General features: G+C 66.3%; 27 protein-coding genes and 1 other RNA gene. 13 read left to right on the forward strand and 15 right to left on the reverse strand.

From position 1 onward, the window contains the following. Positions 1–125: 125 nt before the first annotated feature. Positions 126–527: a flagellar basal body-associated protein FliL gene (locus HU751_RS16360; protein WP_186731840.1), complete on the forward strand. Its 402-nt coding sequence runs from the start codon at positions 126–128 to the stop codon at positions 525–527. On the opposite strand, the gene HU751_RS16365 is transcribed toward HU751_RS16360, so the two are convergent. The 4 genes from HU751_RS16365 to HU751_RS16380 all read right to left on the reverse strand — a co-directional run bounded on the left by HU751_RS16365 (position 528) and on the right by HU751_RS16380 (position 5,861). Then, entirely contained in the window at positions 528–1,637 is a 1,110-nt protein-coding gene (locus tag HU751_RS16365) for an ABC transporter permease (RefSeq protein ID WP_186731839.1), read from the reverse strand. A 1-nt stretch (position 1,638) separates the two neighbouring features. Then, entirely contained in the window at positions 1,639–4,362 is a 2,724-nt protein-coding gene (gene rbbA / locus HU751_RS16370) for a ribosome-associated ATPase/putative transporter RbbA (RefSeq protein WP_186731838.1), read from the reverse strand. Further along, complete coding sequence (locus HU751_RS16375) at positions 4,359–5,318, reverse strand: HlyD family secretion protein (protein ID WP_050703321.1); 960 nt, start codon at positions 5,316–5,318, stop codon at positions 4,359–4,361. Before HU751_RS16375 ends, rbbA begins: the two co-directional genes overlap by 4 nt. Positions 5,319–5,411: 93 nt before the next feature. Further along, complete coding sequence (locus HU751_RS16380) at positions 5,412–5,861, reverse strand: EVE domain-containing protein (RefSeq protein ID WP_186731837.1); 450 nt, start codon at positions 5,859–5,861, stop codon at positions 5,412–5,414. 176 nt (positions 5,862–6,037) lie between these two features. Here HU751_RS16380 and HU751_RS16385 point away from each other — a divergent pair, with 176 nt between their 5' ends. After that, positions 6,038–6,193 carry a hypothetical protein gene (locus HU751_RS16385; protein ID WP_186731836.1) on the forward strand — a complete coding sequence of 52 codons (156 nt, stop codon included), beginning with the start codon at positions 6,038–6,040 and terminating at the stop codon, positions 6,191–6,193. 15 nt (positions 6,194–6,208) lie between these two features. Here the strand turns inward: HU751_RS16385 and HU751_RS16390 are convergent, their stop codons facing one another. The 4 genes from HU751_RS16390 to HU751_RS16405 all read right to left on the reverse strand — a co-directional run bounded on the left by HU751_RS16390 (position 6,209) and on the right by HU751_RS16405 (position 7,599). Continuing rightward, the gene (locus HU751_RS16390; RefSeq protein WP_186731835.1) at positions 6,209–6,817 is read right to left on the reverse strand and encodes a 5-formyltetrahydrofolate cyclo-ligase; all 609 of its coding nucleotides are present in this window, start codon (positions 6,815–6,817) and stop codon (positions 6,209–6,211) included. A gap of 61 nt (positions 6,818–6,878) precedes the next feature. Further along, a non-coding RNA gene (gene ssrS / locus HU751_RS16395) (6S RNA) lies at positions 6,879–7,058 on the reverse strand. 17 nt (positions 7,059–7,075) lie between these two features. Continuing rightward, complete coding sequence (locus HU751_RS16400) at positions 7,076–7,393, reverse strand: cell division protein ZapA (RefSeq protein ID WP_028688562.1); 318 nt, start codon at positions 7,391–7,393, stop codon at positions 7,076–7,078. Then, a complete protein-coding gene (locus tag HU751_RS16405) occupies positions 7,390–7,599 on the reverse strand; it encodes a TIGR02449 family protein (protein WP_023631616.1) in 210 nt (69 codons plus the stop codon). Before HU751_RS16405 ends, HU751_RS16400 begins: the two co-directional genes overlap by 4 nt. Before the next feature lie 146 nt (positions 7,600–7,745). Between HU751_RS16405 and HU751_RS16410 the strand changes: the two genes are divergently transcribed. From HU751_RS16410 to HU751_RS16430, 5 genes are read left to right on the forward strand one after another with little or no spacing between them, the layout of a single operon-like run. Next, complete coding sequence (locus tag HU751_RS16410) at positions 7,746–8,300, forward strand: YecA/YgfB family protein (RefSeq protein ID WP_050703324.1); 555 nt, start codon at positions 7,746–7,748, stop codon at positions 8,298–8,300. A gap of 21 nt (positions 8,301–8,321) precedes the next feature. Beyond that, positions 8,322–9,656 carry a Xaa-Pro aminopeptidase gene (gene pepP, locus HU751_RS16415; RefSeq protein ID WP_186731834.1) on the forward strand — a complete coding sequence of 445 codons (1,335 nt, stop codon included), beginning with the start codon at positions 8,322–8,324 and terminating at the stop codon, positions 9,654–9,656. Further along, complete coding sequence (ubiH, locus tag HU751_RS16420) at positions 9,653–10,852, forward strand: 2-octaprenyl-6-methoxyphenyl hydroxylase (RefSeq protein WP_186731833.1); 1,200 nt, start codon at positions 9,653–9,655, stop codon at positions 10,850–10,852. The genes pepP and ubiH overlap by 4 nt, the downstream gene beginning before the upstream one ends. Next, positions 10,849–11,331: a DUF4442 domain-containing protein gene (locus HU751_RS16425; RefSeq protein ID WP_050703327.1), complete on the forward strand. Its 483-nt coding sequence runs from the start codon at positions 10,849–10,851 to the stop codon at positions 11,329–11,331. The genes ubiH and HU751_RS16425 overlap by 4 nt, the downstream gene beginning before the upstream one ends. Before the next feature lie 9 nt (positions 11,332–11,340). Then, the gene (locus tag HU751_RS16430; RefSeq protein WP_186731905.1) at positions 11,341–12,558 is read left to right on the forward strand and encodes a 2-octaprenyl-3-methyl-6-methoxy-1,4-benzoquinol hydroxylase; all 1,218 of its coding nucleotides are present in this window, start codon (positions 11,341–11,343) and stop codon (positions 12,556–12,558) included. Positions 12,559–12,592: 34 nt separating this feature from the next. Here HU751_RS16430 and HU751_RS16435 read toward each other — a convergent pair whose 3' ends face one another. Continuing rightward, positions 12,593–13,393, reverse strand: a complete 801-nt coding sequence (locus HU751_RS16435; RefSeq protein WP_186731832.1) for a phosphatase PAP2 family protein — start codon at positions 13,391–13,393, stop codon at positions 12,593–12,595. 109 nt (positions 13,394–13,502) lie between these two features. Between HU751_RS16435 and hslO the strand changes: the two genes are divergently transcribed. The 3 genes from hslO to HU751_RS16450 all read left to right on the forward strand — a co-directional run bounded on the left by hslO (position 13,503) and on the right by HU751_RS16450 (position 16,777). Next, positions 13,503–14,405: an Hsp33 family molecular chaperone HslO gene (gene hslO / locus HU751_RS16440; protein WP_186731831.1), complete on the forward strand. Its 903-nt coding sequence runs from the start codon at positions 13,503–13,505 to the stop codon at positions 14,403–14,405. A gap of 179 nt (positions 14,406–14,584) precedes the next feature. Further along, positions 14,585–16,126 (forward strand): phosphoenolpyruvate carboxykinase, encoded by a 1,542-nt coding sequence (locus HU751_RS16445; protein ID WP_186712112.1) that lies wholly within the window; start codon positions 14,585–14,587, stop codon positions 16,124–16,126. Positions 16,127–16,342: 216 nt separating this feature from the next. Continuing rightward, the gene (locus tag HU751_RS16450; protein ID WP_186712110.1) at positions 16,343–16,777 is read left to right on the forward strand and encodes an acyl-CoA thioesterase; all 435 of its coding nucleotides are present in this window, start codon (positions 16,343–16,345) and stop codon (positions 16,775–16,777) included. On the opposite strand, the gene HU751_RS16455 is transcribed toward HU751_RS16450, so the two are convergent. The 5 genes from HU751_RS16455 to fdhD all read right to left on the reverse strand — a co-directional run bounded on the left by HU751_RS16455 (position 16,767) and on the right by fdhD (position 22,466). Further along, positions 16,767–17,423, reverse strand: coding sequence for a response regulator (locus HU751_RS16455; RefSeq protein WP_186712109.1), 657 nt, complete (start codon positions 17,421–17,423; stop codon positions 16,767–16,769). The two genes, HU751_RS16450 and HU751_RS16455, sit on opposite strands and share 11 nt — an antisense overlap. Positions 17,424–17,541: 118 nt before the next feature. After that, positions 17,542–18,351, reverse strand: a complete 810-nt coding sequence (locus tag HU751_RS16460; RefSeq protein ID WP_186731830.1) for a CheR family methyltransferase — start codon at positions 18,349–18,351, stop codon at positions 17,542–17,544. A 209-nt stretch (positions 18,352–18,560) separates the two neighbouring features. Further along, positions 18,561–19,040, reverse strand: a complete 480-nt coding sequence (locus HU751_RS16465; protein WP_050703337.1) for a glycine zipper domain-containing protein — start codon at positions 19,038–19,040, stop codon at positions 18,561–18,563. 244 nt (positions 19,041–19,284) lie between these two features. Further along, the gene (locus tag HU751_RS16470; RefSeq protein ID WP_186731829.1) at positions 19,285–21,630 is read right to left on the reverse strand and encodes an FdhF/YdeP family oxidoreductase; all 2,346 of its coding nucleotides are present in this window, start codon (positions 21,628–21,630) and stop codon (positions 19,285–19,287) included. 8 nt (positions 21,631–21,638) lie between these two features. Beyond that, entirely contained in the window at positions 21,639–22,466 is an 828-nt protein-coding gene (gene fdhD / locus HU751_RS16475; RefSeq protein WP_186731828.1) for a formate dehydrogenase accessory sulfurtransferase FdhD, read from the reverse strand. A 175-nt stretch (positions 22,467–22,641) separates the two neighbouring features. Here fdhD and lysM point away from each other — a divergent pair, with 175 nt between their 5' ends. After that, positions 22,642–23,082: a peptidoglycan-binding protein LysM gene (lysM, locus tag HU751_RS16480; RefSeq protein ID WP_186731827.1), complete on the forward strand. Its 441-nt coding sequence runs from the start codon at positions 22,642–22,644 to the stop codon at positions 23,080–23,082. Positions 23,083–23,147: 65 nt separating this feature from the next. Here the strand turns inward: lysM and yrfG are convergent, their stop codons facing one another. Further along, positions 23,148–23,810 (reverse strand): GMP/IMP nucleotidase, encoded by a 663-nt coding sequence (gene yrfG, locus HU751_RS16485; protein WP_186712104.1) that lies wholly within the window; start codon positions 23,808–23,810, stop codon positions 23,148–23,150. Between the two features lie 64 nt (positions 23,811–23,874). Between yrfG and nudE the strand changes: the two genes are divergently transcribed. Both nudE and cysQ read left to right on the forward strand, forming a co-directional pair. Further along, positions 23,875–24,441 (forward strand): ADP compounds hydrolase NudE, encoded by a 567-nt coding sequence (nudE, locus tag HU751_RS16490; RefSeq protein WP_050703344.1) that lies wholly within the window; start codon positions 23,875–23,877, stop codon positions 24,439–24,441. Continuing rightward, positions 24,438–25,280: a 3'(2'),5'-bisphosphate nucleotidase CysQ gene (gene cysQ, locus HU751_RS16495; protein WP_186731826.1), complete on the forward strand. Its 843-nt coding sequence runs from the start codon at positions 24,438–24,440 to the stop codon at positions 25,278–25,280. Before nudE ends, cysQ begins: the two co-directional genes overlap by 4 nt. The last annotated feature ends 50 nt before the right edge of the window (positions 25,281–25,330 follow it).

Consider the following 25,330-nt stretch of genomic DNA (forward strand, 5'->3'; position numbering starts at 1 on the left):
AGTGTAGGAGGGCCGTCCCGAGGGTCAACGAGCATGGCCGGCCCTGATGAGCCGGCATAAGCCTGGGCTTGGGTTTGGCCGGCGCGCTGGGTAAGCTGGCGCCAACTGTATTGAGGAGCGAATTCGTGAAAGCGTGGATCTTGATGGTGCTGGCCCTGATGCTGCCAGTGGCGGCGATGGCCGAGGAAAAGGAAGGCGAGCCCAAGGTCGCCTACATCAGCCTCAGCCCGCCCTTCGTCGGCAACTACGCCCTTGACGGCGGCCCCAAGCTGCGCGTGTTCAAGGCCGACGTCGCCCTGCGCGTGACCGGCGATGCCGCCGCCACTGCGGTCAAGCACCACGAGCCGCTGATCCGCAACCAGCTGGTGGCGCTGTTCACCCAGCAGGGCGTGGACAACATGAGCAACGTCGAGGCCAAGGAAAAACTGCGCCAGGAAGCCCTGAAGCAGGTGCAGCAGGTGATGGAGTCCGAAGAGGGCAAGCCGATCGTCGAGGACCTGCTGTTCAACAACCTGATCGTGCAGTGATCAGGCGGCGAGGCTGCGGCGAAAGCGCGCCAGGGCCACGCCGAAGAACACCAGGCCGATCGCGGCCAGGGCCGCCACATCCGGCCACACCACGTTCAGCCCGGCGTCGCGGAACAGGATCGCCGCGCCGAGGCTGACGAAGTGGGTCGAGGGCGAGCCCTGCATGACCCACTGCAGCCACTGCGGCATGCTGTCCAGCGGCGTGCTGCCTCCCGAGAGCAGCAGCATCGGGATGATCACCGGGATCGCCAGCAGGCCGAACTGCGGCGTCGAGCGCGCCAGGGTGGCGAGGAAGATGCCAAGCGCCGTGCTGGCGAACAGGTACAGCGCTGTCACCCCGAGGAACAGTCCCATTGAGCCCGCCAGCGGCACGCCCAGGGCGCCCTTGACCACCACTTCCAGCGATATCCAGGTACAGGCCACCACCACCAGGGCGTTGCTGGCGATCTTCGCCAGCATGATTTCCAGCGCGGTCAGCGGCAGCACCAGCAGGTGATCGAGGGTGCCGTGCTCACGCTCGCGCAGCAGCGCGGTGCCGGTGAGGACGATGGCCAGGATGGTGATGTTGTTGACGATCTGGATCACCGCCAGGAACCAACCGCCTTCCAGGTTAGGGTTGAACAGCGCTTTCGGGTTGAGCAGGGCCGGGCTGCTGGTGCCGCGGCCTGCATACTCCAGCAGTTCGCGCTCGAAGATCCGGCCGATGTAGCCGGCTCCCATGAAGGCCTGGCTCATGGCCGTGGCATCGACGTTGACCTGCAGCTCCGGCGAGCGCCCGGCCAGCAGGTCGGCCTGGAAGTTCACCGGCACGTTGATCACGAAGGTGTAGCGCCCGCTGTCCATGGCCTGGTCCAGGCCATCCGCGGGCAGTGCCACGGCGGGCTGGAATTCGGGCGGCTGCAGCGACTCGGCGAGCTTGCGCGAGACGGCGCCGTGGTCTTCGTCGACCACCGCGACACTGGCGTTGTGCACGCCGATCACCGAGCCTGCGGCGGGCATGTAGATCGCCACGCTGAAGGCGTACAGCAGGAACAGCAGCAACACGCTGTCGTGGCGCAGGCTGGTGAGTTCCTTCAGGCCCAGGCGCAGGGTGTGGGAGAGGCGGCTCATCTCAGGCCTCCTGTTTTTTCAGCATGGCCAGGCTCAGCCCGGTGAAGGCGGCGAAGAAGCCCAGCAGCGCCAGGCACTGCGGCCACAGCTCGCGCAGGCCCAGGGCCTTGGTGAAGGTGCCGACGGCGATGTCGAGGAAATAGCCGGCCGGGAACAGCTGGCCCATCAGCGCCGCCGCGCCGTCCAGCGACGAGCGCGGCACGATCAGGCCGGAGAACTGGATGGTCGGCAGGCTGGTGATGATCATGGTGCCGAGGATCGCCGCGATCTGCGTGCGGGTGAACGCCGAGATCAGCAGGCCCAGGCTGGTGGTCGCCAGCAGGTAGGCCAGGCCGCCGCAGGCCAGGGCCAGCGGGCTGCCCTTGAGCGGCACGCCGAACAGCCAGCGGTTCATCGCCACCAGCAGTGCCAGGTTGACCAGGCTTACCGCGAGGTAGGGCGCCTGCTTGCCGAGCAGGAACTCCAGGCGGGTCAATGGGGTGGCGTAGAAGTTGGTGATCGAGCCCAGTTCCTTTTCCCGGACGATGCCCAGCGCGGTGAGCATGGCCGGGATGAAGGCCAGGATCAGCGCCATGACGCCGGGGCCGATGGCGTTCACGCTGACCACGTCCTGGTTGTAGCGAAAGCGTGTCTCCAGGCGTACCGGCTGCTGGCGCGCCACCGGGTGCGGGCCGAGGGCGGCCAGCTGCTCCAGGTTGGCCTGGTGCACGGCTTCGACATAGTTGCGGCTGGTCTCGGCGCGGAACGGCATGCCGCCATCGAGCCAGGCGGCCACCACCGGCTGGCGCCCGGCATGCAGGTCGCGACCGAAGCCCGGCGGGATTTCCAGGGCCAGCTTGATCTCCGAGCGTTGCAGGCGCTGGTGCAACTGGCGGGCATCGCGGATCGGCGCCTGTTCGGCGAAGTAGCGCGAGCCCCGGAAGGCCTCGAGGTAGGCGCGGCTCTGCGGGCTCTGGTCCTGGTCGTACACGGCGAAGGCGAGATCCTCCACATCCAGCGAGATGCCGTAGCCAAAGATCACCATCATGAACAGCGCGCCAAGCAGGGCGAAGGCCAGGCGTACCTTGTCGCGCAGCAGTTCCTTGCCTTCGCGGCTGGCCACCGCCAGCAGGCGGCGCAGGCTGAAGGCCTGGCGCAAGGCAGGCGCCGGGGCGGCGGCCTGTTCCAGCCCCGTGTCGGCCTGCGCCTGGACGGGCGCGTCCTGGGCCTGTTCGAGGCAGCGCACGAAGGCGTCTTCCAGGGTTTCGCCGCCGAACTGGTGCTGCAGGGCCAGCGGGGTGTCGCAGGCGAGCACCCGGCCGGCGTGCATCAGCGAGATGCGGTCGCAGCGCAGGGCCTCGTTCATGAAGTGGGTGGACAGGAAGATGGTCACGCCCTGCTCGCGGGACAACTCCACCAGCAGGCGCCAGAAATCGTCGCGGGCCGCCGGGTCGACACCCGAGGTCGGCTCGTCGAGGATCAGCACTTCCGGGCGGTGCAGCACCGCCACGGCCAGCGACAGGCGCTGGCGCAGGCCCAGGGGCAGGGCGCCGGACGGCTGGTCGGCGATGGCGCCTAAGTCGAAGCGCTCGATGAGCTCGGCGATGCGCGGCGCGCTGTCGGCCTTGGCCAGGTCGAACAGGCGGGCGTGCAGTTCGAGGTTCTGCCGGGCGCTCAGCTCACCATACAGCGAATAGCTCTGGGACATGAAGCCGACCCGCTTGCGCGTGGCCAGGTCGCCGGCATCCACCGGCCGGCCAAGCAGGCTGGCGCTGCCCTCGCTGGCCGGCATCAGGCCGGTGAGCACCTTCATGGTGGTGGTCTTGCCGCAGCCGTTGGAGCCGAGGAAACCGAAGATCTCGCCGCGGCCGATGGCGAAGCTGACCTTGTTCACTGCGGTGAAGTCGCCGAAGCGCAGGGTCAGGTCGTGGGCCTCGATGGCGATCGGCCCGTCGTCGGCCTGGCGTGGCGGAATGCGCAGGGGCTCGGGCTGTGGTCGGCCGGCGCCCTGGAAGTGGGTGAAGGCGTCGTCCAGCTTGCCGCTGGGCGTGGCCGCCGCCAGCTCGCGGCTGAGGCCGGCGGCCAGCAGGCGGCCAGCGTCGAGCATCAGGCAGTGCTCGAACTGCTCGGCTTCCTCCATGTAGGCGGTGGCCACCAGCAGGGTCAGTTGCGGGCGCTGGGCGCGCACCTGCTCGACCAGCTCCCAGAAGCGCTGCCGTGACAGCGGATCGACGCCGGTGGTCGGCTCGTCGAGGATCAGCAGGTCCGGTTCGTGGATCAGCGCGCAGCACAACCCGAGCTTCTGCTTCATGCCGCCCGAGAGCTTGCCGGCCGGGCGCTCGGCGAAGCGCTCCAGGTCGGTGGCGCGCAGCAGGCTGGTCATGCGTTGCTCGCATTCGGCGCGGCCCAGGCCGAACAGGGTGGCGAAGAAACGGATGTTCTCGCGGATCGACAGCTCCGGGTACAGGTTGTTGCCCAGGCCCTGGGGCATGAAGGCGACCTTGGGATACAGCGCGGTGCGGTGGCGGCGCTGGCGGATCGAGCCACCGAGCACCTGCAGCTCGCGCTGTTGCAGGCGCTTGACCCCGGCGATCAGCCCGAGCAGGGTCGACTTGCCGGCGCCATCCGGGCCAATCAGGCCGCAGCGGGTTCCGGCCGGCAGGCTGAACGCGAGGCTGTGCAGGGCCTGCAGGTCGCCATAGCGGTGGCTGACACCCTCGGCCCGCAGGGCGATCGCCGCGTTCATTGCAGGTTGGCCGGCCAGCCCACGTCGGCGGTGCGCACGTACCCGGCGCCGGGCATGCCCGGTTTGGCCTGGGGCACGGCACTCGGTTCGGTCAGGCGCAGCTTGACCCGGAACACCAATTTTTGCCGCTCATCACGGGTCTCGACCTGTTTCGGGGTGAACTGCGCCTTGGCCGCGACGAACGCCACCTTGGCCGGCAGGGCCTTGTCCGGCAGGGCGTCGAGCACGATCCGCGCCTGGTCGCCGACGGTCAGGCGGCCGGTGGTGGCGGCGGGCAGGTAGAGGTTCATGTACTGGTCGCTGGGGTCGATCAGCATCAGCACCCGGCCACCGGCGCCGAGCACTTCGCCGGGTTCGGCCAGGCGCAGCTGGATGATGCCGTCGATGGGCGCGCGCAGGCTGCTGTCGTCGATTTCGCTGGTGAGCTGGGCGACCTGGGCCTCGGCGGCGCCGATGGCGGCCTTGATCGCTGCCAGCTGGGCCCGGGCCGCGACCACGGCCGCGGTGGCGGTGTCGTAGCGGGCCTGCTGCTGGTCGAGCAGCTGCTGGCTGGCGAACTTGCGCTGGTAGATCTCGCGTACCCGCTTGAGCTCCTGGCTGGCCAGCAACAGTTCGCTCTGGCGCAGCTGCACGCTGGCCTGGGCGGCGGCGTAGTTCTCGCGGGCGCGCAGCACTTCGGCCTCGGCCTGGCTGCGCTGGGCTTCCATCGTGCGGGTGTCGATGCGCGCCAGCAACTGGCCGCGGGTGACCTTGTCGCCTTCGTCGACCAGCACCTCGGCCAGGCGCCCGGGGATCTTGCTGGCGATCTGCACCTCTGTGGACTCGAGGCGCCCGTTGCCCATGCTCAGGCCTTCGGGCAGGCGGTCGTGGAGGGACTTCCAGTAGCCCAGCCCGCCTGCCGCCAGCAACAGCAATACCAAGGCGGAGGCGAAGATTCTGGGGGCTTTTCGATTCATCGGTCTGCATCCTGCGGCTGGCACGCCTTATCCTGGCGCGACGCGCTTCCTTGCGCGTTGATGTTGGTCAAACCCCTGACAATAGCCGCACAATCAGCTCAGCGCGAGAATCGCGGCCCATTGCCCGGCGGTCACCGGCATCACCGACAGGCGGCTGCCTTTGTGCACCAGGGGCAGTTCCTCGAGCGCCGCCTGCTGCTTGAGCAGGCCCAGGCCGAGCACCTGGCGGAAGGTCCGCACGTGCTCGACGTCCACCGCACTCCACGGGTTCTTCTCGGCGCTGGCCTTGGCATCGTGGTAGTGACTGTGCGGATCCAGGGCGGTCGGGTCCGGGTAGGCGGCGGTGCTGATCCGGGCGATGCCGGCGATACCCGGTTGCGGGCAGCTGGAGTGGTAGAAGAAGAATTCGTCGCCTACGCTCATGGCCCGCAGGAAATTGCGCGCCTGGTAGTTGCGCACCCCGTCCCAGCGGGCGCTGCCCAGGCGTGCCAAGGCTTCGATGGAGAGCTCGTCGGGCTCGGATTTCATCAGCCAGTAGGCCATGGATGCTGCTCCTGAAAGAGTTTGAAATAACTCGTTGCATGAAACCGACAGTCGGTTGGCGTCAACGTTTGCCTGGCGACTCATGTTGTCGGAAAATGCGCCGATTTTAAGCTATACGCTCCGGCCGCCATCAAGAAAGCCGCCGAGCCTGGACAGTTGTTCTTGGGGGACGATCAATGAAACAACGTAAACCGGACCTGCTCTGGATCCTGGCCTTCATTTTCGGGCTGGGCGTGGTCACCACCGGTTACGCGCAAGGCTTGTGGGAACGCAAGCTGGATGCCGCCTTCCAGCAGGCGCCCGTCGATCCGGCGCAGCAACAGCACCGCTGATCCCCTTCGCGCACCTCACTTGGGTGCCAGGTACCAGCCACGGTCCGAGGCCGTGCCTTGCAACGGTACATCCCAGCTCGCCTGGTTGAGCCGCTCCACTTTCTGGCATTCGTGCGCCAGCCCCAGCAGCAGCGGTTTTTTCCACGCCTTGCGCCGGCCCAGATAGGCCAGGCTGCGGTCATAGAAGCCACCGCCCATGCCCAGGCGCCCCCCCATCTCGTCGAAACCGACCAGCGGCAGCAGGATCAGGTCCAGCGCCCAGATCGGCCGTTGCCGCTTGCGTTCGATCACCGGCTCCAGGATGCGAAAGCGGTTGGGGCGCAGTGCCTCGCCGGCCTCGAAGCGCTGGAACACCATGCGCGTGCGTGGCCAGGCGTGCAGCACCGGCAGGTAGACACGCTTGCCGCGCTTGTGCGCTTCGCGCAGCAGCAGGCGCGGGTCGATTTCGCCGTCATTGGGCAGGTACAGGGCGATATGCCGGGCACGGCGGAACAGCGGATCCTGCGCCAGTTGGCGATACAGACCTTCGGCGGCCTGGCGTTGCTGGGCAGGCGTGAGGGCGCGGCGGGCGTTGCGCAGGAGGCGGCGAAGCTGGGGGCGGGTAAGCGGCGCGGTGTCGGTCATGGCACGGGCGATCCCAGAAGAAACGAAAAGCCCGCCGTTGGAGGCGGGCAGTTCTGAATGCAGGCTCCCCGACAAGACCGCTATCGGTGTAGCCCTTGAACCCGAAAGTTCAAGGTGGAGATTGCAGGGGGCGTTAAGGCTTTCCGTCGGGCGGACATGCACACCTGCCCCAGCGTGCAACCCCCGTGGTTGTGCGTATCGGCTCAGGGACATAACCGACTGGCGCATCCCCCAGGGAGTGGCGCCAGTATACCAATCTCAGTCGTTTTTGCTAACCGGATCGTCGGACAGGGCCTGGTCGACCCGCTCCAGCAGGTCGCGCACCTGCTCGCGGGTGGTGCCGCCGCTGGTCACTTCGGGGCGTTCCTGGCGGTGCAGCAGCTCGTGGGTGATGTTCAGCGCGGCCATCACGGCGATGCGGTCGGCGCCGATCACCTTGCCGCTGCTGCGGATCTCGCGCATCTTGCCGTCCAGGTAACGGGCGGCGCCGACCAGGTTGTTGCGCTCCTCGGGCGGGCAGATGATCGAGTATTCCTTGTCGAGGATCTGGACGGTGACGCTATTGCTTGAACTCATGAGTCTTGCTCCAGGGCCTTGAGGCGCAGGATCATCGATTCGATCTTGCGTTTGGCGATCTCGTTCTTTTCGATCAGGTGGGCGCGCTCCTCGCGCCAGGATCGTTCCTGAGCTACTAAGAGTGCGTTTTGCCGCTTTAGTTGCTCGACCCGTTCGATCAGCAACTCGAACCGGCTCATCAGCGCTTGCAGGTCGTTCTCTTGCATGGGTTGCACTCGATTCCTTCACTCGCCTGGCGATCATGCCTGCCCCAAGGGCGCGACGGCCAGTGCCGATGGTCTTGGCGCGCCTGCCGGTGCTAGGATACAAGGTCTCCATTCTAGTCATTGCGCCGTCTGGCGCCTAGCTGCCCATGCCCAATACCCAATCGCCCTACATCGCCTTCGCCATGTTGCTTTCGAGCAATGGCCACCCTGTCACCCCCGCCGAGCTGCATGGCCTGCTGATCGGCCGCAGCTGCGCCGGCGCCGGCTTCGATGCGGATGCCTGGCTGGCCGACGCCGCCCAGTTGCTCGAGACCGAGCCCGGCGACTCGGTGCGCAACGCCCTGGTCGGCCTGCAAGAGATGGTCAAGGCCGAGCTGACCGGCGAGGACGTCGCCATCGTCCTGCTGCTGCCTTCCGATGATGCCGCACTCAGCGACCGCGCCACCGCGCTGGGCCAGTGGTGCCAGGGCTTCATCACCGGCTTCGGCCTGAACGCCGGCGGCAAGGACCTGTCCACCGATGCCAAGGAAGTGCTCCAGGACCTGGTGGCCATCTCCCAGGTCCAGGAAGCGCTGGAAGAGTCCGAGGACGGCGAGAGCGACTACATGGAGGTCATGGAGTACCTGCGCGTCGCCCCGCTGCTGCTGTACACGGAGCTGGCCAAGCCGCAAGCACCTGCGCCAAAGCCATCGCTGCACTGATCTGAACGGGGTCGTTTGCCCATGAGCCACATACCCAAGGCGGAGTACGCCCGTCGGCGCAAGGCGCTGATGGCGCAGATGGTCCCCAACAGCATCGCCATCCTGCCGGCGGCCGCGGTTGCCATCCGCAACCGCGACGTCGAGCATGTCTACCGCCAGGACAGCGATTTCCAGTACCTGAGCGGCTTCCCTGAACCCGAGGCGGTGATCGCCCTGATTCCGGGGCGCGAGCATGGCGAGTACGTATTGTTCTGCCGCGAGCGCAACCCCGAGCGCGAGCAGTGGGACGGCCTGCGCGCCGGCCAGGAAGGAGCAGTGGGCGATTTCGGCGCCGACGATGCCTTCCCCATCAGCGATATCGACGAGATCCTGCCGGGCCTGATCGAAGGGCGCGAGCGGGTCTACAGCAACATGGGCAGCAACCCCGAGTTCGACCGCCGGCTGATGGAGTGGATCAACGTGATCCGCTCCAAGGCCCGCCTCGGTGCCCAGCCGCCGAACGAGTTCGTTGCCCTGGATCATCTGCTGCACGACATGCGCCTGTATAAATCGGCGGCGGAAGTGAAGGTCATGCGCGAGGCCGCGGTGATTTCCGCCCGGGCCCACGTGCGCGCCATGCAGGCCTGCCGCGCCGGGCTGCACGAGTACAGCCTGGAAGCCGAGCTGGACTACGAGTTCCGCAAGGGCGGGGCGAAGATGCCGGCCTACGGCTCGATCGTCGCCGCCGGGCGCAATGGCTGCATCCTGCATTACCAGCAGAACGACGCGCCGCTCAAGGACGGCGACCTGGTCCTGATCGACGCCGGTTGCGAGATCGACTGCTACGCCAGCGATATCACCCGCACCTTCCCGGTCAACGGGCGGTTCTCGCCGGAACAGAAAGCCATCTACGAGCTGGTGCTCGCGGCCCAGGCCGCGGCGTTCGCCGAGATCGCCCCGGGCAAGCACTGGAACCACGCCCACGAGGCGACCGTGCGGGTGATCACCGAAGGACTGGTGGCGCTGGGGCTGCTCAAGGGCGAGGTACAGGCATTGATCGACAGCGAGGCCTACCGTGCCTTCTACATGCACCGTGCCGGACACTGGCTGGGCATGGATGTGCACGACGTGGGCGAATACAAGGTCGGTGGCCAGTGGCGCGTGCTCGAACCGGGCATGGCGCTGACCGTCGAGCCCGGCATCTACATCGCCGCCGACAACCAGGCGGTGGCGAAGAAGTGGCGCGGCATCGGGGTAAGGATCGAGGACGACGTGGTGGTGACCAGACAAGGCTGTGAAATCCTGACTTCAGGCGTGCCGCGCACGGTCGCCGAGATCGAGGCGCTGATGCACGACGCCCGCAAGGACGCCGCATGAACCGGGTCAACCTGGCGATCATCGGTGGCGGCCTGGTGGGTGCGAGCCTGGCCCTGACGCTGCAGGCCGCGGCCAAGGCCCGTGGCTGGAAGATCCTGCTGATCGAGCCGTTCGCGCCTGGCGACAGCTTTCAGCCCAGCTACGACGCACGCTCCTCGGCGCTGTCCTACGGCACCCGACAGATCTACGAGCGCCTGGGGTTGTGGCAGACCATCAGCCGCCGCGCCGAGCCGATCCGGCAGATCCAGGTGTCCGACCGCGGCCGCTTCGGCGGCACCCGCCTGGACGCCCTGGAAGAAGGCGTGCCGGCGCTCGGCTACGTGGTGGAGAACGCCTGGCTTGGCCAGTGCCTGTGGCAGGCCATCGACAACGAAGTGATCAGCTGGCGCTGCCCGGCGCAGGTGCAGGCGATGCAGGCCATCGCCGGCGGCTACCGCCTGCAGTTGGACGACGACACTTCGCTGGAATGCGACCTGGCGGTGCTGGCCGACGGCGGTCGTTCGGGCCTGCGCGAGCAACTGGGCATCCATGTGCGCAACACGCCCTATGACCAGAGCGCGCTGATCGCCAATATCACCCCGGGCGAAGCCCACGCTGGCCAGGCTTTCGAGCGCTTCACCGAGCAAGGCCCGATGGCCTTGCTGCCGCTGGCGGACAACCGCTGCGCGCTGGTCTGGACCCGCCAGGGGATGGACGCCAGGCGCCTGGCCGAGCTCGACGAGCGCAGCTTCCTGCGCGAGCTGCAGGAGGCCTTCGGCTACCGCCTCGGCGCTTTGCGCCAAGTCGGTGCCCGCCATCTCTATCCGCTGTCGCTGGTCGAGGCCGAGGAACAGGTGCGCCCGCACCTGGTGGTGCTGGGCAACGCCGCCCACAGCCTGCACCCGATCGCCGGCCAGGGCTTCAACCTGTCGCTGCGCGACGTGCAGTCGCTGGCGGACGCCTTGCTGGCCGGCCCGGCGCTGCCGGGTGAACTGGCCACGCTGCAGGCCTATCACCAGCGCCAGCGCCTCGACCAGGCCCTGACCATCGGCTTCTCCGACCAGGTCACCCGCCTATTTGGCAGCAGCCAGCCGCTGCTGGCGGCCGGGCGCAACCTCGGCCTGCTCGGCCTGGACCTGCTGCCACCGGCGAAAAGCTGGTTCGCCCGCCAGGCCATGGGCCTGGGCACCCGCCCCGACCCGCGAGGCCGGCCATGAGCGATGCGCGCAGGCTCGCACGGCGGGCGCGTATGCTGCGCTGGCTGCTGAACTTCTACCCGCCCTACCTGGGCGCCGGTATCCACATCCAGGAAATCAGCCCGGACATGCGCAGCGTCAAGGTGCGCATGAAGCTGACACGGTGGAATCGCAACTACGTCGGCACCCAGTTCGGCGGCAGCCTGTACGCGATGGTCGATCCGTTCTACATGCTGCTGCTGATCGAGCAGCTGGGGCGTGAATACATCGTCTGGGACAAGGCCGCCAGCATCGATTTCATCTCGCCGGGCAAGGGCCCGGTGTATGCCGAGTTCCACGTCGACGACGCGCTGCTGGACGAAATCCGCCAGCAGACCGCCAGCGGCAAGAAATACCTGCCCCGGCTGCAGGTGGAGATCCGCGACGGCGCCGGCGAGCTGGTGGCGCGGGTCGACAAAACCCTATACGTGCGGCTCAAGCCGCAAGCGAGGCAGGCGTAAGGCATGGAAATGCGCGCAGATCTGTTGATTGTCGGTGCCGGTATGGTCGGCAGCGCCCTGGCCCTGGCCCTGCGCCACAGTGGCCTGGAGGTGCTCCTGCTCGATGGCGGGCCGATGACGGTCAAGCCGTTTGACGGCGAGGCACCTTTCGAGCCGCGGGTCAGTGCCCTGTCGGCGGCCAGCCAGCGCATTCTCGAGCGCCTCGGGGCCTGGGACGGCATCGCCCGGCGGCGTGTCTCGCCGTACTCGGACATGCATGTCTGGGACGGCAGCGGCACCGGCGAGATCCATTTCTCGGCGGCCAGCGTGCATGCCGAGGTGCTGGGTCATATCGTCGAGAACCGTGTGGTCCAGGATGGCCTGCTGGAGCGCCTGCACGACAGCGATGTCGGGCTGCTGGCCAACGCTCGCCTGGAGCAGCTGCGCCGCTCCGGCGATGAGTGGCTGCTGACCCTGGCCGATGGCCGCAAGCTGCGCGCGCCGCTGGTGATCGCCGCCGATGGCGCCAACTCGGCGGTACGCCGCCTGGCCGGCTGCGCGACCCGCGAGTGGGATTACCTGCACCACGCCATCGTCACCAGCGTGCGCTGCAGCGAGGCGCACCGGGCCACGGCCTGGCAGCGCTTCACCGACGAAGGCCCGCTGGCATTTCTGCCGCTCAGCCGCGATGGCCGCCAGGACTGGTGTTCGATCGTCTGGTCGACCACCCCGGAGCAGGCCGAGCAGGTCATGGCGATGGATGACGCGAGCTTCCGCCAGGCACTTGAGCGGGCGTTCGAGGGGCGTCTGGGCGATGTGCTGGAGGCGGATCCGCGGGTCTGCGTGCCGCTGCGCCAGCGTCATGCCAAGCGCTACGTGGAAGAGGGACTGGCGCTGATCGGCGATGCCGCCCACACCATCCACCCGTTGGCCGGGCAGGGGGTCAACCTGGGCTTTCTCGACGCCGCGGTGCTGGCCGAGGAGCTGGTCCGCGCCTGCGAGCGTGGCGAGCGCCTGGCCGATGTGAAGGTGCTGAGCCGCTTCGAGCGGCGACGCATGCCGCACAACCTGGCGTTGATGGCGGCGATGGAGGGCTTCGAGCGCCTGTTCCAGGCCAATCCGCTGCCCCTGCGCTGGCTGCGCAACAGCGGCCTGAAGCTGGTGGAGCAGATGCCCGAGGCCAAGGCACTGTTCGTGCGCCAGGCGCTGGGGTTGTCCGGGGACCTGCCGGAGCTGGCCAGGGCGTGAGTGCCGGGGGCCGGCTGGCGGCCCCGGCAAGGGATCAGGCGGCGCGCATCACGCTCATGCGCCCGACCAACGGCAGCTTGCCGAGCAGGCCGAACAGGGGCGCCGTCCAGCGCACCAGCGCCGCGCTGGCCTTGGCCGCCAGGGGCGTGTGGCAGCTCCAGCCCAGTGCCAGCACCGCCATCAACAGGCCGCCGATGTAGTCGTCCTGCCCCCAATGGGCGCCGGCCACCAGGCGCGGCAGCATGAACAGCAAGGCCAGTGCCCAGATCACCAGGTGCTGCACCAGGCGGCGGCTGAACAGGCTCATGAACAGCGCCCAGATCAGCAGCACCGAGGCGTGGTCACCCGGGAAACTCTGGCTGGAACGGTCCTTCAGTTCCCACTTTGCTTCCATGTGTGGGTAGAAGTCGCTCAGGTGCACGGCGTTGTCGAACACCATTGACGGGCTGTTGTGTTGCCAGCCCATTGCGCTGACCCACTTGGAAAACAGCGCGCGAATCACCACTAAGAGGAGTAGGGTGACCAGGAATCCGAAAAACGCCTGGCGCGCCTGGGTGGCCTTGAATACCCAATCGCCGCGGATCAGCAGCGACAGCATGATCAGGCCGACCAGGATGTCGAACGGACGCAAGCTGCCGACCGCCCAGATCGACCGCCAGACCAGGTTGTCGGCCAGGGGCGCATTGAGGCTGTGGAACAGCCACTCGTCGAAAGTCAGGCACAGGATCTGGCCAACGGGCCACAACCAGAAACACAGTAATGCGATGGGTAGCAGGGTGCAGGCTGCCAAGGGGCCCCAGGACCACCTTGCTTGGAACAGTGGTCGATTGTCCATAAAATACCTCGATATCCAGCAGGATTTGAGCGCCTCGTAGGGCGCTCTACGACGGACCTTTCGGTCTCCTGTAATTATTTTGTAATCATTTTTAGAAAGCCAGACAACCATGAGCGACTTGCCAGATACCGATTTCACCCAACGCTTCCTGTTCGATGACCGCGACGTGCGCGGCGAAATGGTCGCGTTGGAACGCAGCTACGCCGAGGTGCTGGCCAAGCACGACTATCCGCAGCCGGTGCAGCACCTGCTGGGTGAGCTCATGGCCGCCGCCGCGCTGCTGGTCGGCACCCTGAAGTTCGACGGGTTGCTGGTGCTCCAGGCGCAGTCCCAGGGCCCGGTGCCGCTGTTGGCCATCGAGTACACCAGCGAGCACGACATCCGTGGCCTGGCGCGCTACGAGGCCGAGCAGATCAAGGCGGATGCCGGCCTTGCCGACCTGATGCCGGGCGGTCACCTGGTGCTGACCATCATTCCGGTCAACGGCCAGCGCTACCAGGGCACCGTAGAGCTGGACGGCAAGGACCTGTCGGAGTGCTTCACCAACTACTTCGTCATGTCGCAGCAGGTGAATACCTGCATCTCCCTGGCCGCCGATGGCGCCCGCGCCCGTGGCCTGCTGGTGCAGCAGCTGCCGGCCGAGATCCACAAGGACAGCGAGGAGCGCGAGGAAAGCTGGGCCCACGTCAAGGCCCTGGCCAACACCGTGAAGAGCGAGGAACTGCTCGGCCTGGACAACGAAACCGTGTTGCATCGCCTGTACCACGAGGACGCGGTTCGCCTGTTCGATATCCAGCCGCTACGCTTCCGTTGCAGCTGCTCGCGCGAGCGTTCCGGCAACGCCCTGGTCAGCCTCGGCGAGCAGGATGCCAAGGCGCTGGTGGCCGAATGCGGCGGCCAGGTCGAGATCGATTGCCAGTTCTGCAACGAGCGCTATCTCTTCGATGCAAGCGATGTGGCGCAATTGTTTGCCGGTGGCGGCACCGAGGCGCCGTCAGAAACTCAGCACTGAAACGGTTCACTACAGGATAATCTCCTGTCGAATTGCGCAAAAACGCAGTTCTGACAGGAGGGGCCTACTTTTTTTGGGCGTTTCTGGCATAATCCGGCCACTTTTTTCGCTGTAGTAGTTTTTTCGAGACGACTACAAAACGTTTGGAGCACTCGGCCTCGGGCCGGATGGGGTATCTCATGACGCAAGCCAACAACACCGTGTACACCGACCTGAGCGTCGATGAGCTGGTAAAAGAAGCGCTGTCCCGCGGTGAAGGCGTGCTGGCCGATACTGGCGCGCTGGTGGTGGAAACCGGTCACCGCACCGGCCGTTCGCCGGCTGACCGTTTCATCGTCGAAGAACCGTCCACCCAGGACCAGATTGGCTGGGGCCCGATCAACCGCAAGTTCCCGGCCGACAAGTTCGATGCCCTGTGGGACCGCGTCGAGGCGTTCAACAACGCCCAGGATCACTTCGTTTCCTACGTTCACGTAGGCGCTGCGGCCGAGCACTACCTGCCGGTCAAGATGACCACCCAGACCGCCTGGCAGAACCTGTTCGGCCGTTGCCTGTTCATCAATCCCGAGCAGTACAACCCGGCTGGCCGTGGTGAGTGGCAGATCCTCAACGTCGCCAACTTCGAGTGCGTGCCTGAGCGTGACGGCACCAACTCCGATGGCTGCGTGATCATCAACTTCGCCCAGAAGAAGGTGCTGATCGCCGGCATGCGTTACGCCGGTGAAATGAAGAAAGCCATGTTCTCGGTGCAGAACTTCCTGCTGCCGGCCGCCGACGTGCTGCCGATGCACTGCGCCGCCAACATCGGCGAAGAGGGCGATGTCACCCTGTTCTTCGGCCTGTCCGGCACCGGCAAGACCACCCTGTCGGCCGACGAAAGCCGTTACCTGATCGGTGACGACGAGCACGGCTGGGGTGAGGGCGTGGTCTTCAACATCGAAGGCGGTTGCTATGCCAAGTGCATCGACCTCTCCGAGAAGAACGAGCCGGTCATCTGGAAAGCCATCAAGCACGGCGCGGTGCTGGAAAACGTCGTGATCGACGCCAACAAGCACGCCGACTACGCCGACGTGAGCCTGACCCAGAACAGCCGTGCCGCCTATCCGCTGGCGCACGTCGAGAAGGTCTCGGCAGAGAACCTGGGCGGTGAGCCGAACGCGGTCATCTTCCTGACCTGCGACCTGACCGGCGTACTGCCTCCGGTGTCGATCCTGAACAACGAGCAGGCGGCCTACCACTTCCTGTCCGGCTACACCGCGCTGGTCGGTTCCACCGAAATGGGTTCGGGCGGCGGCATCAAGTCGACCTTCTCTACCTGCTTCGGCGCACCGTTCTTCCCGCGTCCGGCCGGTGTGTACGCCGAACTGCTGATCAAGCGTATCAAGGCGTTCGGCTCCAAGGTCTACCTGGTCAACACTGGCTGGACCGGTGGTGGCTACGGCGTTGGCAAGCGCTTCAGCATCCCGACTACCCGTGGCGTGATCGCTGCCATCCAGAGCGGCGCTCTGGTCGGTGCCGAGACCGAGCACCTGGACATCATCAACCTGGACGTGCCGAAGGCTGTTCCGGGCGTCGAGACCGAGCTGCTCAACCCACGCAACACCTGGGCTGACAAGGCTGCCTACGACGAAGCCGCCAAGGGCCTGGCCACGCTGTTCACCGAGAACTTCAAGAAGTTCGACGTTTCCGACGCCATCAAGGCCGCTGGTCCGCAGCTGTAAGCTGCAGCCGGTTCGGATGAAAAGCCGCCCTTCGGGGCGGCTTTTTCGTATCTGAAAACCTGCTTTGGGTGCTGTGTCTACTGAGGCTATCGTAAGGAAGGCCAGCTCCTACAGGCTTTACACGCCGTTCCTGAAGGTTTGTCGGATTGCTGCATCAATACAGCACGGCCAGAATCTGTTTCACTTGCAGGGCACCCACCAGAAAGCAGATGCCTCATGACAGAATCCCCCCAACGCTCCGCCTTCTCCCATTTCCACCCCATCCTTACCCGCCCGCAGGACAACGACCACAATGGTCACCTCGCTGGCGCCACCGTGCATGCCTTCTTCGAAACAGCCATCCAGGCCTTCCTGGTCGAACAGGCCGAACTGGACCTGCGCGACGGTGAGCTGGCCGGCTTCGTCGTCAGCTCGGCCGCGGACTTCTTCGCCTTGCCGGGCTTTCCCGACGTTCTCGAGGTGGGCCTGGGCGTGACACGCCTGGCAGGCAGTACCGTGGAGTTCCGCCTGGCGCTGTTCCGCCCGGGCGAGGCCGAGGCCTGCGCGGCGGGGAGTGTGGTGCAGGTGTTCATCGAGCGGGCCTCGGGCCGTCCGGTGGCGCTGCCGGAAACGCTGCAGCTGATCCTCGCCGGACTGTCGCTCAATCGTTGAGGCGAATGATCCCCTCGCGCACGGCGAACAGCACCAGGCCGGGCACGTCGTGGATCTGCAGGCGGTGCATGATCTGCGAGCGGTGAGCCTCGACGGTCTTGATGCTCAGGCCCAGGCCGTCGGCGATGGAGCGTGTGGTCTCGCCACGGGCGATCAGGCGCAGGATCTCCAGCTGGCGGGTGGTCAGCGGCGGTGTCTGGACTTGGCTGACGACGCGCTTGCGGCTGTGCTTCAGGGCCTGGCCGATGACCATCGGCAGTACCGCCGACGACAGGAACTGACCGCCACCGCGCAGGGTCTGCAGGGCCTGCTCCAGTTCGCTCACCGTGGCGTTCTTGAGCAGGAAGCCATGGGCGCCCAGCTGCAGGCAGCTCATCACATGCTCGAGCTCCGAACGTGGCGAGAACATCAGCACCCGGCAGGCGGGGGCACGGATGAACAGCTCCTGCAGGGCCTGCTGGCTGTCCAGCTCGCCGCTCATGTCGAGCACCACGATGTCCGGCTTGAGTTTTTCCGCAAGGCTCACGGCCGTCATGGCATCGCCGGTGTCGCCCACCACGACGAAGTCTTTCTTCTGTTCAAGCAGGGCGCGCAGGCCGGCGCGGAAGAGCGGCGAGTGATCGGCAAGCAGGATTCGGCAGGGCATGGATAAGGGCCTGTTTCGCAAGGGAAGGGGGGCGGCAGGCCTGCTCGATCCGAAAGCGCACTGCCGCGCGGTTGCGCGATCAGTCCTTGTCTGCCGATGGGCGCGGCAGTGCCTCTTATCATAGGCGTTCGAACACCGACGGCAGTAGTGGACGCAGGGGCAGGCCCAGGGCGTGGACGCTCTCGCTGTGACCGATGATCAACAGGCCACCGGGGCGCAGGTGTGCCAGCAGACGCTGGAGTACCTCGTTCTTGTACCGTGGCGCCAGGTTCGACAACAGGTTGCGCAACAGGATGACGTCGAAGCTGCCGAGCTGTTCGGGCAGGGGCTGGATCAGGTTGAGCGCCTCGAAGCGCACCTGCTCGCGCAGGGGCGCGGTGACCCGCAGCCGGCCAGCCATCTCGTCGACGCCGCACAGGCAGTGGCGGGCCAGCCAGCCTTCGGGGAAGTAGCGTGCCTGGGCGATGTCGTAGATGCCGGCAGCGGCGGTCTCCAGCAGTTTTGGGTCGAAGTCGCTGGCCAGCACCTGCCAGCCGGGATGGCGGGCGTTTTCGGCGGCGACCATGGCCAGGCTCCAGGCTTCCTCCCCGGTGGCGCAGGCGGCGCTCCACAGGCGTGCGGGGTGGTCGAGGTCGGCCAGCCAGCGGGCCAGGCATTCGAAGTGGCGATGCTCACGAAAGAAGTAGCTGTCACGGGCGACCAACAGGCGCAGCAGGTGCTCGTGTTCCTCCGCGCCCCGGGGGCTGTCGAGCAGGGCGAGGTAGCGCTCGAAGTCCGACAGGCCCAGGGCCTTGAGGCGCTTGTGCAGGCGCGCCGCGACCACGGCGCGGCGGTCGTCGGCCAGTTGCACGCCGGTGGCCTGTACGACCCGCTGGCGAATCGACGCAAAGCTGGCTTCGCCGAGCAGTGGCGGGCGACGACCGGGCATCCTTCAGCCTCTCCTGGCCCGGGGCAGACAGACGGGGTCGGTGATGATCGTGCGCATTCCCTGCGTCCTGTGCTTGATCGAAACAGCGATGATAACTAGTGGCTAGTGGCCTCCATATCGGGGCAGCCCCTAATCCTCTGGTGGGTATGCAAACGAAAAGGCCCTGCCGATGAGGGCAGGGCCTTAGGCCTCAGGCGTAAGCCAGGCGATCAGTCATGGCGCCAGTGGCGCTTGTGCTTGCGATGGCCGTAGTGGTGGCCGCGGTCGTAGTAGCGGCGATCGTCGTAGTCGCGACGGTAGCGACGCTCGTGGCGTTCGTCTTCGTCGGCCTTGTTGCCCATGTAGTTGCCCAGTGCGCCACCGGCGCCACCACCGGCGGCCGCGCCGATGTAGCTGCCGGTGGTGCCGCCCACGGAGCGACCCACCACGTTGCCGCCCGCGGCGCCCAGTGCGCCACCGATGGCGGCTTCGCCGCGTTGGCGCTTGTCGGCACCCAAGGCGCCGCCGGCCGCGCCGCCCAGGCCGGCACCGATGGCACCGCCGGTGCTACCGCCGATGGAGTTGCCCACCACGGAGCCGAGTACCCCACCCAATGCGCCGCCAATGCCGGCTTCGGTGGTGCCGCCTGCCATGGCAACGCCGCTGAGCAGACCAAAAGACAACAACAGAATCGAGGAGTACTTCTTCATCAAGAGAGCCTCAGAGGGATGACGAAGCGGAATTTGAGGCTCGCCGAGGCGCCTGGCAATCGGAATCCGACGAGTAGCACGAGTTGTACACAATTCTCTAAGTTATTGAATTATGTATGAAACTTTTGCGATTTTCGGTTGTCTGAGCTATTTATGACGAAGCCCTGAACCGTTGCGGAACAGGGCTTTTTTGTGGGCAATTGTCGGGATCTGCGCTTGCCCCCTGTAGGAGCGGCGCAGGGCATCAGATGATGCGCCCGTCGTCCCGTGCCCGCTCCAGCTTGATGGCGATGAACTTCGACGTCGGCGTATGGCTGCCATCGCCGATGCTTTCCAGCGGCACCAGCGGGTTTACCTCGGGGTAGTACGCCGCCGCCTGGCCGGCGGGAATGTCGAACGCCAGCAGGGTGAAACCATGCACCCGGCGCACATGCTCATCGCCCCACAGCGATACGATGTCGACCTTCTGCCCCGGCTGGAAGCCCAGGCGAACGATGTCGGCTTCGTTGACGAACAGCACGTCGCGCTGGCCGCGCACGCCGCGGTAGCGGTCGTCCATGCCATAGATGGTGGTGTTGTACTGATCGTGCGAACGCATCGACTGCATGATCAGGTCCGGCAACTGGCCGCTGGCGCGCACGCGCTCGTCGAGCAGGCTGTCGGGCAGCAGGTTGGCCTTGAAGTTGGCGCGACCGCTGGCGGTCTTCCACTGGCGGCTGCCGGCGCTGTTGCCCAGGTAGAAGCCGCCGGGCAGGCGCAGGCGTTCATTGAAGTCGGCAAAGCCGGGGATGGTGTCGGCGATCAGGTCGCGGATGCGGTCGTAGTCGGCCACCAACCAGTGCCAGTCCACCGGTTGCTTGCCCAGGGTGGCGGCGGCGATACCGGCGACCACGGCCGGCTCCGAGCGCATCTGTCGGGACAACGGCTTGAGCTGGCCGTTGGAGGCGTGGACCATGCTGAACGAGTCCTCCACCGTCACCGCCTGCGGACCTTCGTCCTGCAGGTCGATATCGGTGCGGCCCAGGCACGGCAGGATCAGCGCCTGCTTGCCGTGGACCAGGTGGCTGCGGTTGAGCTTGGTGCTGATGTGCACGGTCAGCTCGCAGTTGCGCAGCGCCTGCGCGGTGCGCTCGGTGTCCGGCGTGGCCTGAGCGAAGTTGCCGCCCAGGCCGATGAACACCTTGGCCCGGCCTTCGAGCATGGCGTGGATCGCCTCGACGGTGTTGTGGCCGTTGTGGCGCGGCACCGGGAAGCCGAAGCGCTTTTCGAGGGCGTCGAGCAGGAACACCGGCGGGCGTTCGTTGATGCCCATGGTGCGGTCGCCCTGTACGTTGCTGTGGCCGCGCACCGGGCACAGGCCGGCGCCCGGCACGCCGAGATTGCCGCGCAGCAGCATCAGGTTGACGATTTCCTGGATGGTCGGCACCGAATGGCGGTGCTGGGTGATGCCCATCGCCCAGCACATGATCACCCGCTTGCCCTTGCAGTACATGCGCGCCGACAGTTCGATATCGGCCAGGGTCAGGCCCGATTGCGCCTGGATCTGCTCCCACGAAGTGGCATCCACCACTGCCAGGTACTCGTCCACGCCATGGCCGTGCTCGGCGATGAAGGCGTGGTCGAAGATCGCCGGCTCGCCCTTGGCCTGGGCTTCGCGTTCCCACTGCAGCAGGAACTTGGCCATGCCGCGCAGCAGCGCCATGTCGCCGCCCAGGGCCGGTCGGAAGAACGCCGTGTTGGTCGGGCGGTCAGTGTTGGTCAGCATTTCCAGCGGGTTCTGCGGATGCTGGAAGCGCTCCAGGCCACGCTCCTTGAGCGGGTTGACGCAGACCACCTGGGCACCGCGCTTCACCGCGTCACGCAGCGGGTCGAGCATGCGCGGGTGGTTGGTGCCGGGGTTCTGGCCCCAGACGAAGATCGCGTCGGCGTGCTCGAAGTCGTCGTAGGTGACCGTGCCTTTGCCCACCCCCACGCTCTGCCCCAGGGCCACGCCGCTGGCCTCGTGACACATGTTCGAGCAGTCGGGGAAGTTGTTGGTGCCGTAGGCGCGCACGAACAGCTGGTACAGGTACGCCGCCTCGTTGCTGGCCCGGCCGGAGGTGTAGAACTCTGCCTGGTCAGGGCTGGACAGGTTGTTCAGATGCCGGGCGATCAGGGCGAAGGCCGCGTCCCAGTCGATCGGCCGGTAACGGTCGGTGACCGGGTCGTAGACCATCGGCTCGGTCAGGCGTCCCTGGTATTCGAGCCAGTAGTCGCTCTGCTCGAGCAGCGCGCTGACGCTGTAGCGGGCGAAGAACGCCGCATCGACGCGACGCTTGGTGGCCTCCCAGTTGACCGCCTTGGCGCCGTTCTCGCAGAACTTGACCATGCCGCTCTCTGGCGAGTCGCCCCAGGCGCAGCCGGGGCAATCGAAGCCACCGTTCTGGTTGGTCTTGAGCAGGGCGCGGATGTTCTTCAGGGCGTTGTCGCTGCCCACCCAGGCCTTGGCCACGCTGCGCAGCGCCCCCCAACCGCCGGCGGGGCCGGGGTAGGGCTTGTAGCGAGGGGTGGAGGCGGGGGCGTTGTCTGGCAGTTTTTCGTAGGAGGTCACGGCTGTTGCTACTCCGCCGCTGGGCTGAACACCCGCGGTGCGCTGTGTTTGGGCAGATGGATGAGGTTGAGGTTGTGCTTGCGCGCCCATTGCAGGGCCAGGCCCGTGGGCGCGGAGAGGCTGACCAGGGTCTGGATGCCGGCGCGCAGGACTTTCTGGATCAGTTCCAGGCTGCAGCGGCTGGTGACGATGGCCAGGCCGCCGGTGGTGTCGATGCGCTGGCGTAGCAGGGCGCCGATCAGCTTGTCCAGGGCGTTGTGCCGGCCGATGTCTTCGCGGCCCAGCAGCAACTGGCCGTCGCGGTCCATGAACAGCGCCGCGTGCACCGCGCCGCAATGCTGGCCGAGGGGCTGGAAGGCATCGATGCGCTGGCGCAGGTCTTTCAGCCAGTGCGCGGGCGGCAGCGGCGCACCGGGCAGCACGTCCAGCTCGGGCAATGCCTGCTCCAGGGCCTCGACGCCGCACAGGCCGCAGCCGCTGGTGCCGGCCAGCTGGCGGCGCTGGTTCTTCAGGTTCCAGAAGGCACGGCTGGAGATCTCCAGGTCGGCATACAGCGCCGAGCCACTGCCGGAGAGCTTCACGTCGTAGATTTCCTCGGTACCGGCGACGATACCGCTGCCCACGCTGAAACCGACGGCGAAGTCTTCCAGGTCGGTCGGGCTGACCAGCATCACCGCCTGGTTCAGGCCGTTGTAGACGATGGCCAGGGCCACTTCCTCGGCCAGCGGCGTGCTGTCGGGGGCCGTGTCGGTGAGCTGGACGTAGTCGTAGGTGTTGCTGGCGGCGGGCAGGGCAAAAGGCGTGGACGCCGCGCAGGCCGGTGGCTTGCTGTTCATCGGGGCGAATACCGGCTGGCAGTTTGACCCCACAAGCCTAGGCCCCTGTGCCGATGGCGTCTAATCGCTAGCGTCTATGTCGTGATAGAGCGCGTCGATTGGTCGCAGCAGGGCGGGATGGGTGATCCTGGCCTAGACTCCTGCTTCCATGGATTCACCATCAAAGGAGCGCCACATGAGCCTGTTCAGTTTCGTGAAGGAAGCCGGCGAGAAGTTGATCGACCTGCTGACGCCGGGCAATGCCAATGCCGAGGAACAGTTGAAGAAACACGTCCAGGACGTTGGCCTGGGCAACCCGAACATCTCGGCCACTGTAGAGGGTGACAAGGTCATTCTCAAGGGCGAGGTTGCCAGCCAGGAGGAGAAGGAGAAGATCATCCTGGCTGCCGGCAATATCGCAGGGGTGGCTTCGGTGGATGACCAGATCACTGTCACCGGGCCCATCGCCCAGGCGGCGCGGTTCGTCGAGGTCGAGAAAGGCGACACGTTGAGCGCCATCTCCAAGCGGGTCTATGGCGACGCCAACAAGTACAACAAGATCTTCGAGGCGAACAAGCCGATGCTCAAGCATCCTGACAAGATCTATCCGGGGCAGGTGCTGCGCATTCCCGACTGACGTCATCGCGAGGCCCGCTCCCACGACGAAGCACTCGTGGGAGCGGGCTTGCCCCGCGATAGGGCCTACAGCCCAGTCAACAAATCCCGATAATCCTCCACCGCCGCAAACTCCTGGGTATCCCGAGGTTCAGCCCGGCTGTCCGGCTGGCGCACCGCCAGCAGATGCCCCACCCCGAACCGCCGGGCACTGCGCAGGATCGCCAGGGTGTCATCGATGAACAGGCTGCGCGCCGGTTCGAAGCCAATATCCGCCTGCAACGCATCCCAGAACTGCGGGCTCTCTTTCGGATACCCATAGTCATGCGAGCTGATCAGCCGTTCGAAATACGGTGCCAGTTCCACCCGCTCCAGCTTCAGAGATAGCGAATCGCGGTGCGCATTGGTGATCATCACCACGCGCTTGCCCGCCTTGCGCACGGCCGCGAGAAAGGTGTCGGCATCCGGCTTGAGGGCGATGAGGTCGGCGATCTCCTGTTTCAGCTCGCGGATCGGCAGGCGCAGTTCGCGGCTCCAGAAATCCAGGCAGTACCAGTTGAGCGTGCCGGCATGCTGCTCGAACAGCGGGCGCAGCTCGAGCTCGGCCATGGCCCGGCTCACGCCATGCAGCTCGGCGTAGCGCTGGGGCAGGTGGTCCAGCCAGAAGCGGTTGTCGTAGTGCAGGTCGAGCAGGGTGCCGTCCATGTCCAGCAGGACGGTATCGATGGCGGACCAGGGAAGAACGGGCATGGGAAATTCTCGATCAGTCGGCAAGCCACGGTATAGTAACCCGTTCACGCCAAGGAGCCGCCCCATGCGCCAGAAACCCACCGTCCTCAGCCGCGAGATCGTCGCCAGCAGCCGCCTGTTCCGGGTCGAAGCCGTGCAGTTGCGCTTTTCCAACGGCACCGAGCGCACCTACGAGCGATTGGTCGGTCGTGGCAACGGTTATGGCGCGGTGATGATCGTGGCCATGCTCGATGCCGAGCACGCGGTACTGGTCGAGGAGTACTGCGGCGGCACCGATGAATACGAGCTGTCCCTGCCCAAGGGCCTGATCGAGCCGGGCGAGGACGTGCTGGCTGCCGCCGACCGGGAACTCAAGGAAGAGGCCGGGTTCGGCGCACGCCAGCTGGAACACCTGACCGAGCTGTCGCTGTCGCCCGGCTACATGAGCCAGAAGATCCAGGTGGTGCTGGCCTCGGACCTGTACGAAGAACGCCTGGAGGGCGACGAGCCCGAGCCGATGCGGGTCGACAAGGTCAACCTGCGTGAGCTGTCAGCGTTGGCCATGCACCCGCAGTTCACCGAAGGTCGGGCGCTGGCGGCGTTGTACCTGGCCCGTGACCTGTTGATCCAGCGTGGGGTGCTGAGCGTATGAATGATCGGCAATTGATGCAGGACGTGGTGGCGCTCACCCGCGCGGCCGGCGAGGCGATCCTGCCGTTCTGGCGCGCCGATGTGGCGGTGACCAGCAAGGCCGACGATTCGCCGGTGACCGCTGCCGACCTGGCGGCTCATCGAGTGATCGCGGATGGTTTGCAGGCGCTGGCACCGCAGATCCCGGTGCTGTCCGAGGAAGACTGCGAGATTCCGCTGGCCACCCGCCAAGGCTGGCAGCGCTGGTGGCTGGTCGACCCGCTGGATGGCACCAAGGAATTCATCGCCGGTAGCGAAGAGTTCACCGTCAATATCGCGCTGATCGAGAACGGCGAGGTGGTGTTCGGGGTGGTGGCGATGCCGACCAATGGCCGCTGTTATTTCGGAGGGCGCGACCTGGGTGCCTGGCGTGTGGAGCGTGATGGCGCCGCGCAGCCGATCCAGGTACGCAACGCGCCGGCGCAGGGGGCGAAGTTCACCGTCGTCGCCAGCCGTCGGCATTCCAGCCCGCAGCAGGAGGCCCTGCTGGCTGGATTGAGTGGTGCGGTGGGTGAGCTGGAGCTGGCCAATATCGGCAGTTCGCTGAAATTCTGCCTGCTGGCCGAAGGCAGTGCCGACTGTTATCCGCGCTTGGCGCCGACTTCGCAGTGGGATACGGCGGCTGCCCAGGGCGTGCTGGAAGGGGCCGGGGGCGAGGTGATCGGGCTGGATGGATTGCCGTTCCGGTATCCGGCGCGGGAGTCGTTGCTCAATCCGTTTTTCGTGGCGTTGCCGGGTTCGGCTAGCTGGCGACAGGCGCTGGTCGAATTTAGCGTAGCCACAATCAACAAAGCAGTGTAATGCTCGTGGGAGCGGGCTTGCCCCGCGATAGGGCCATCGCGGGGCAAGCC

Source organism: Pseudomonas peradeniyensis (genome assembly GCF_014268935.2).
GTDB lineage: Bacteria > Pseudomonadota > Gammaproteobacteria > Pseudomonadales > Pseudomonadaceae > Aquipseudomonas > Aquipseudomonas peradeniyensis.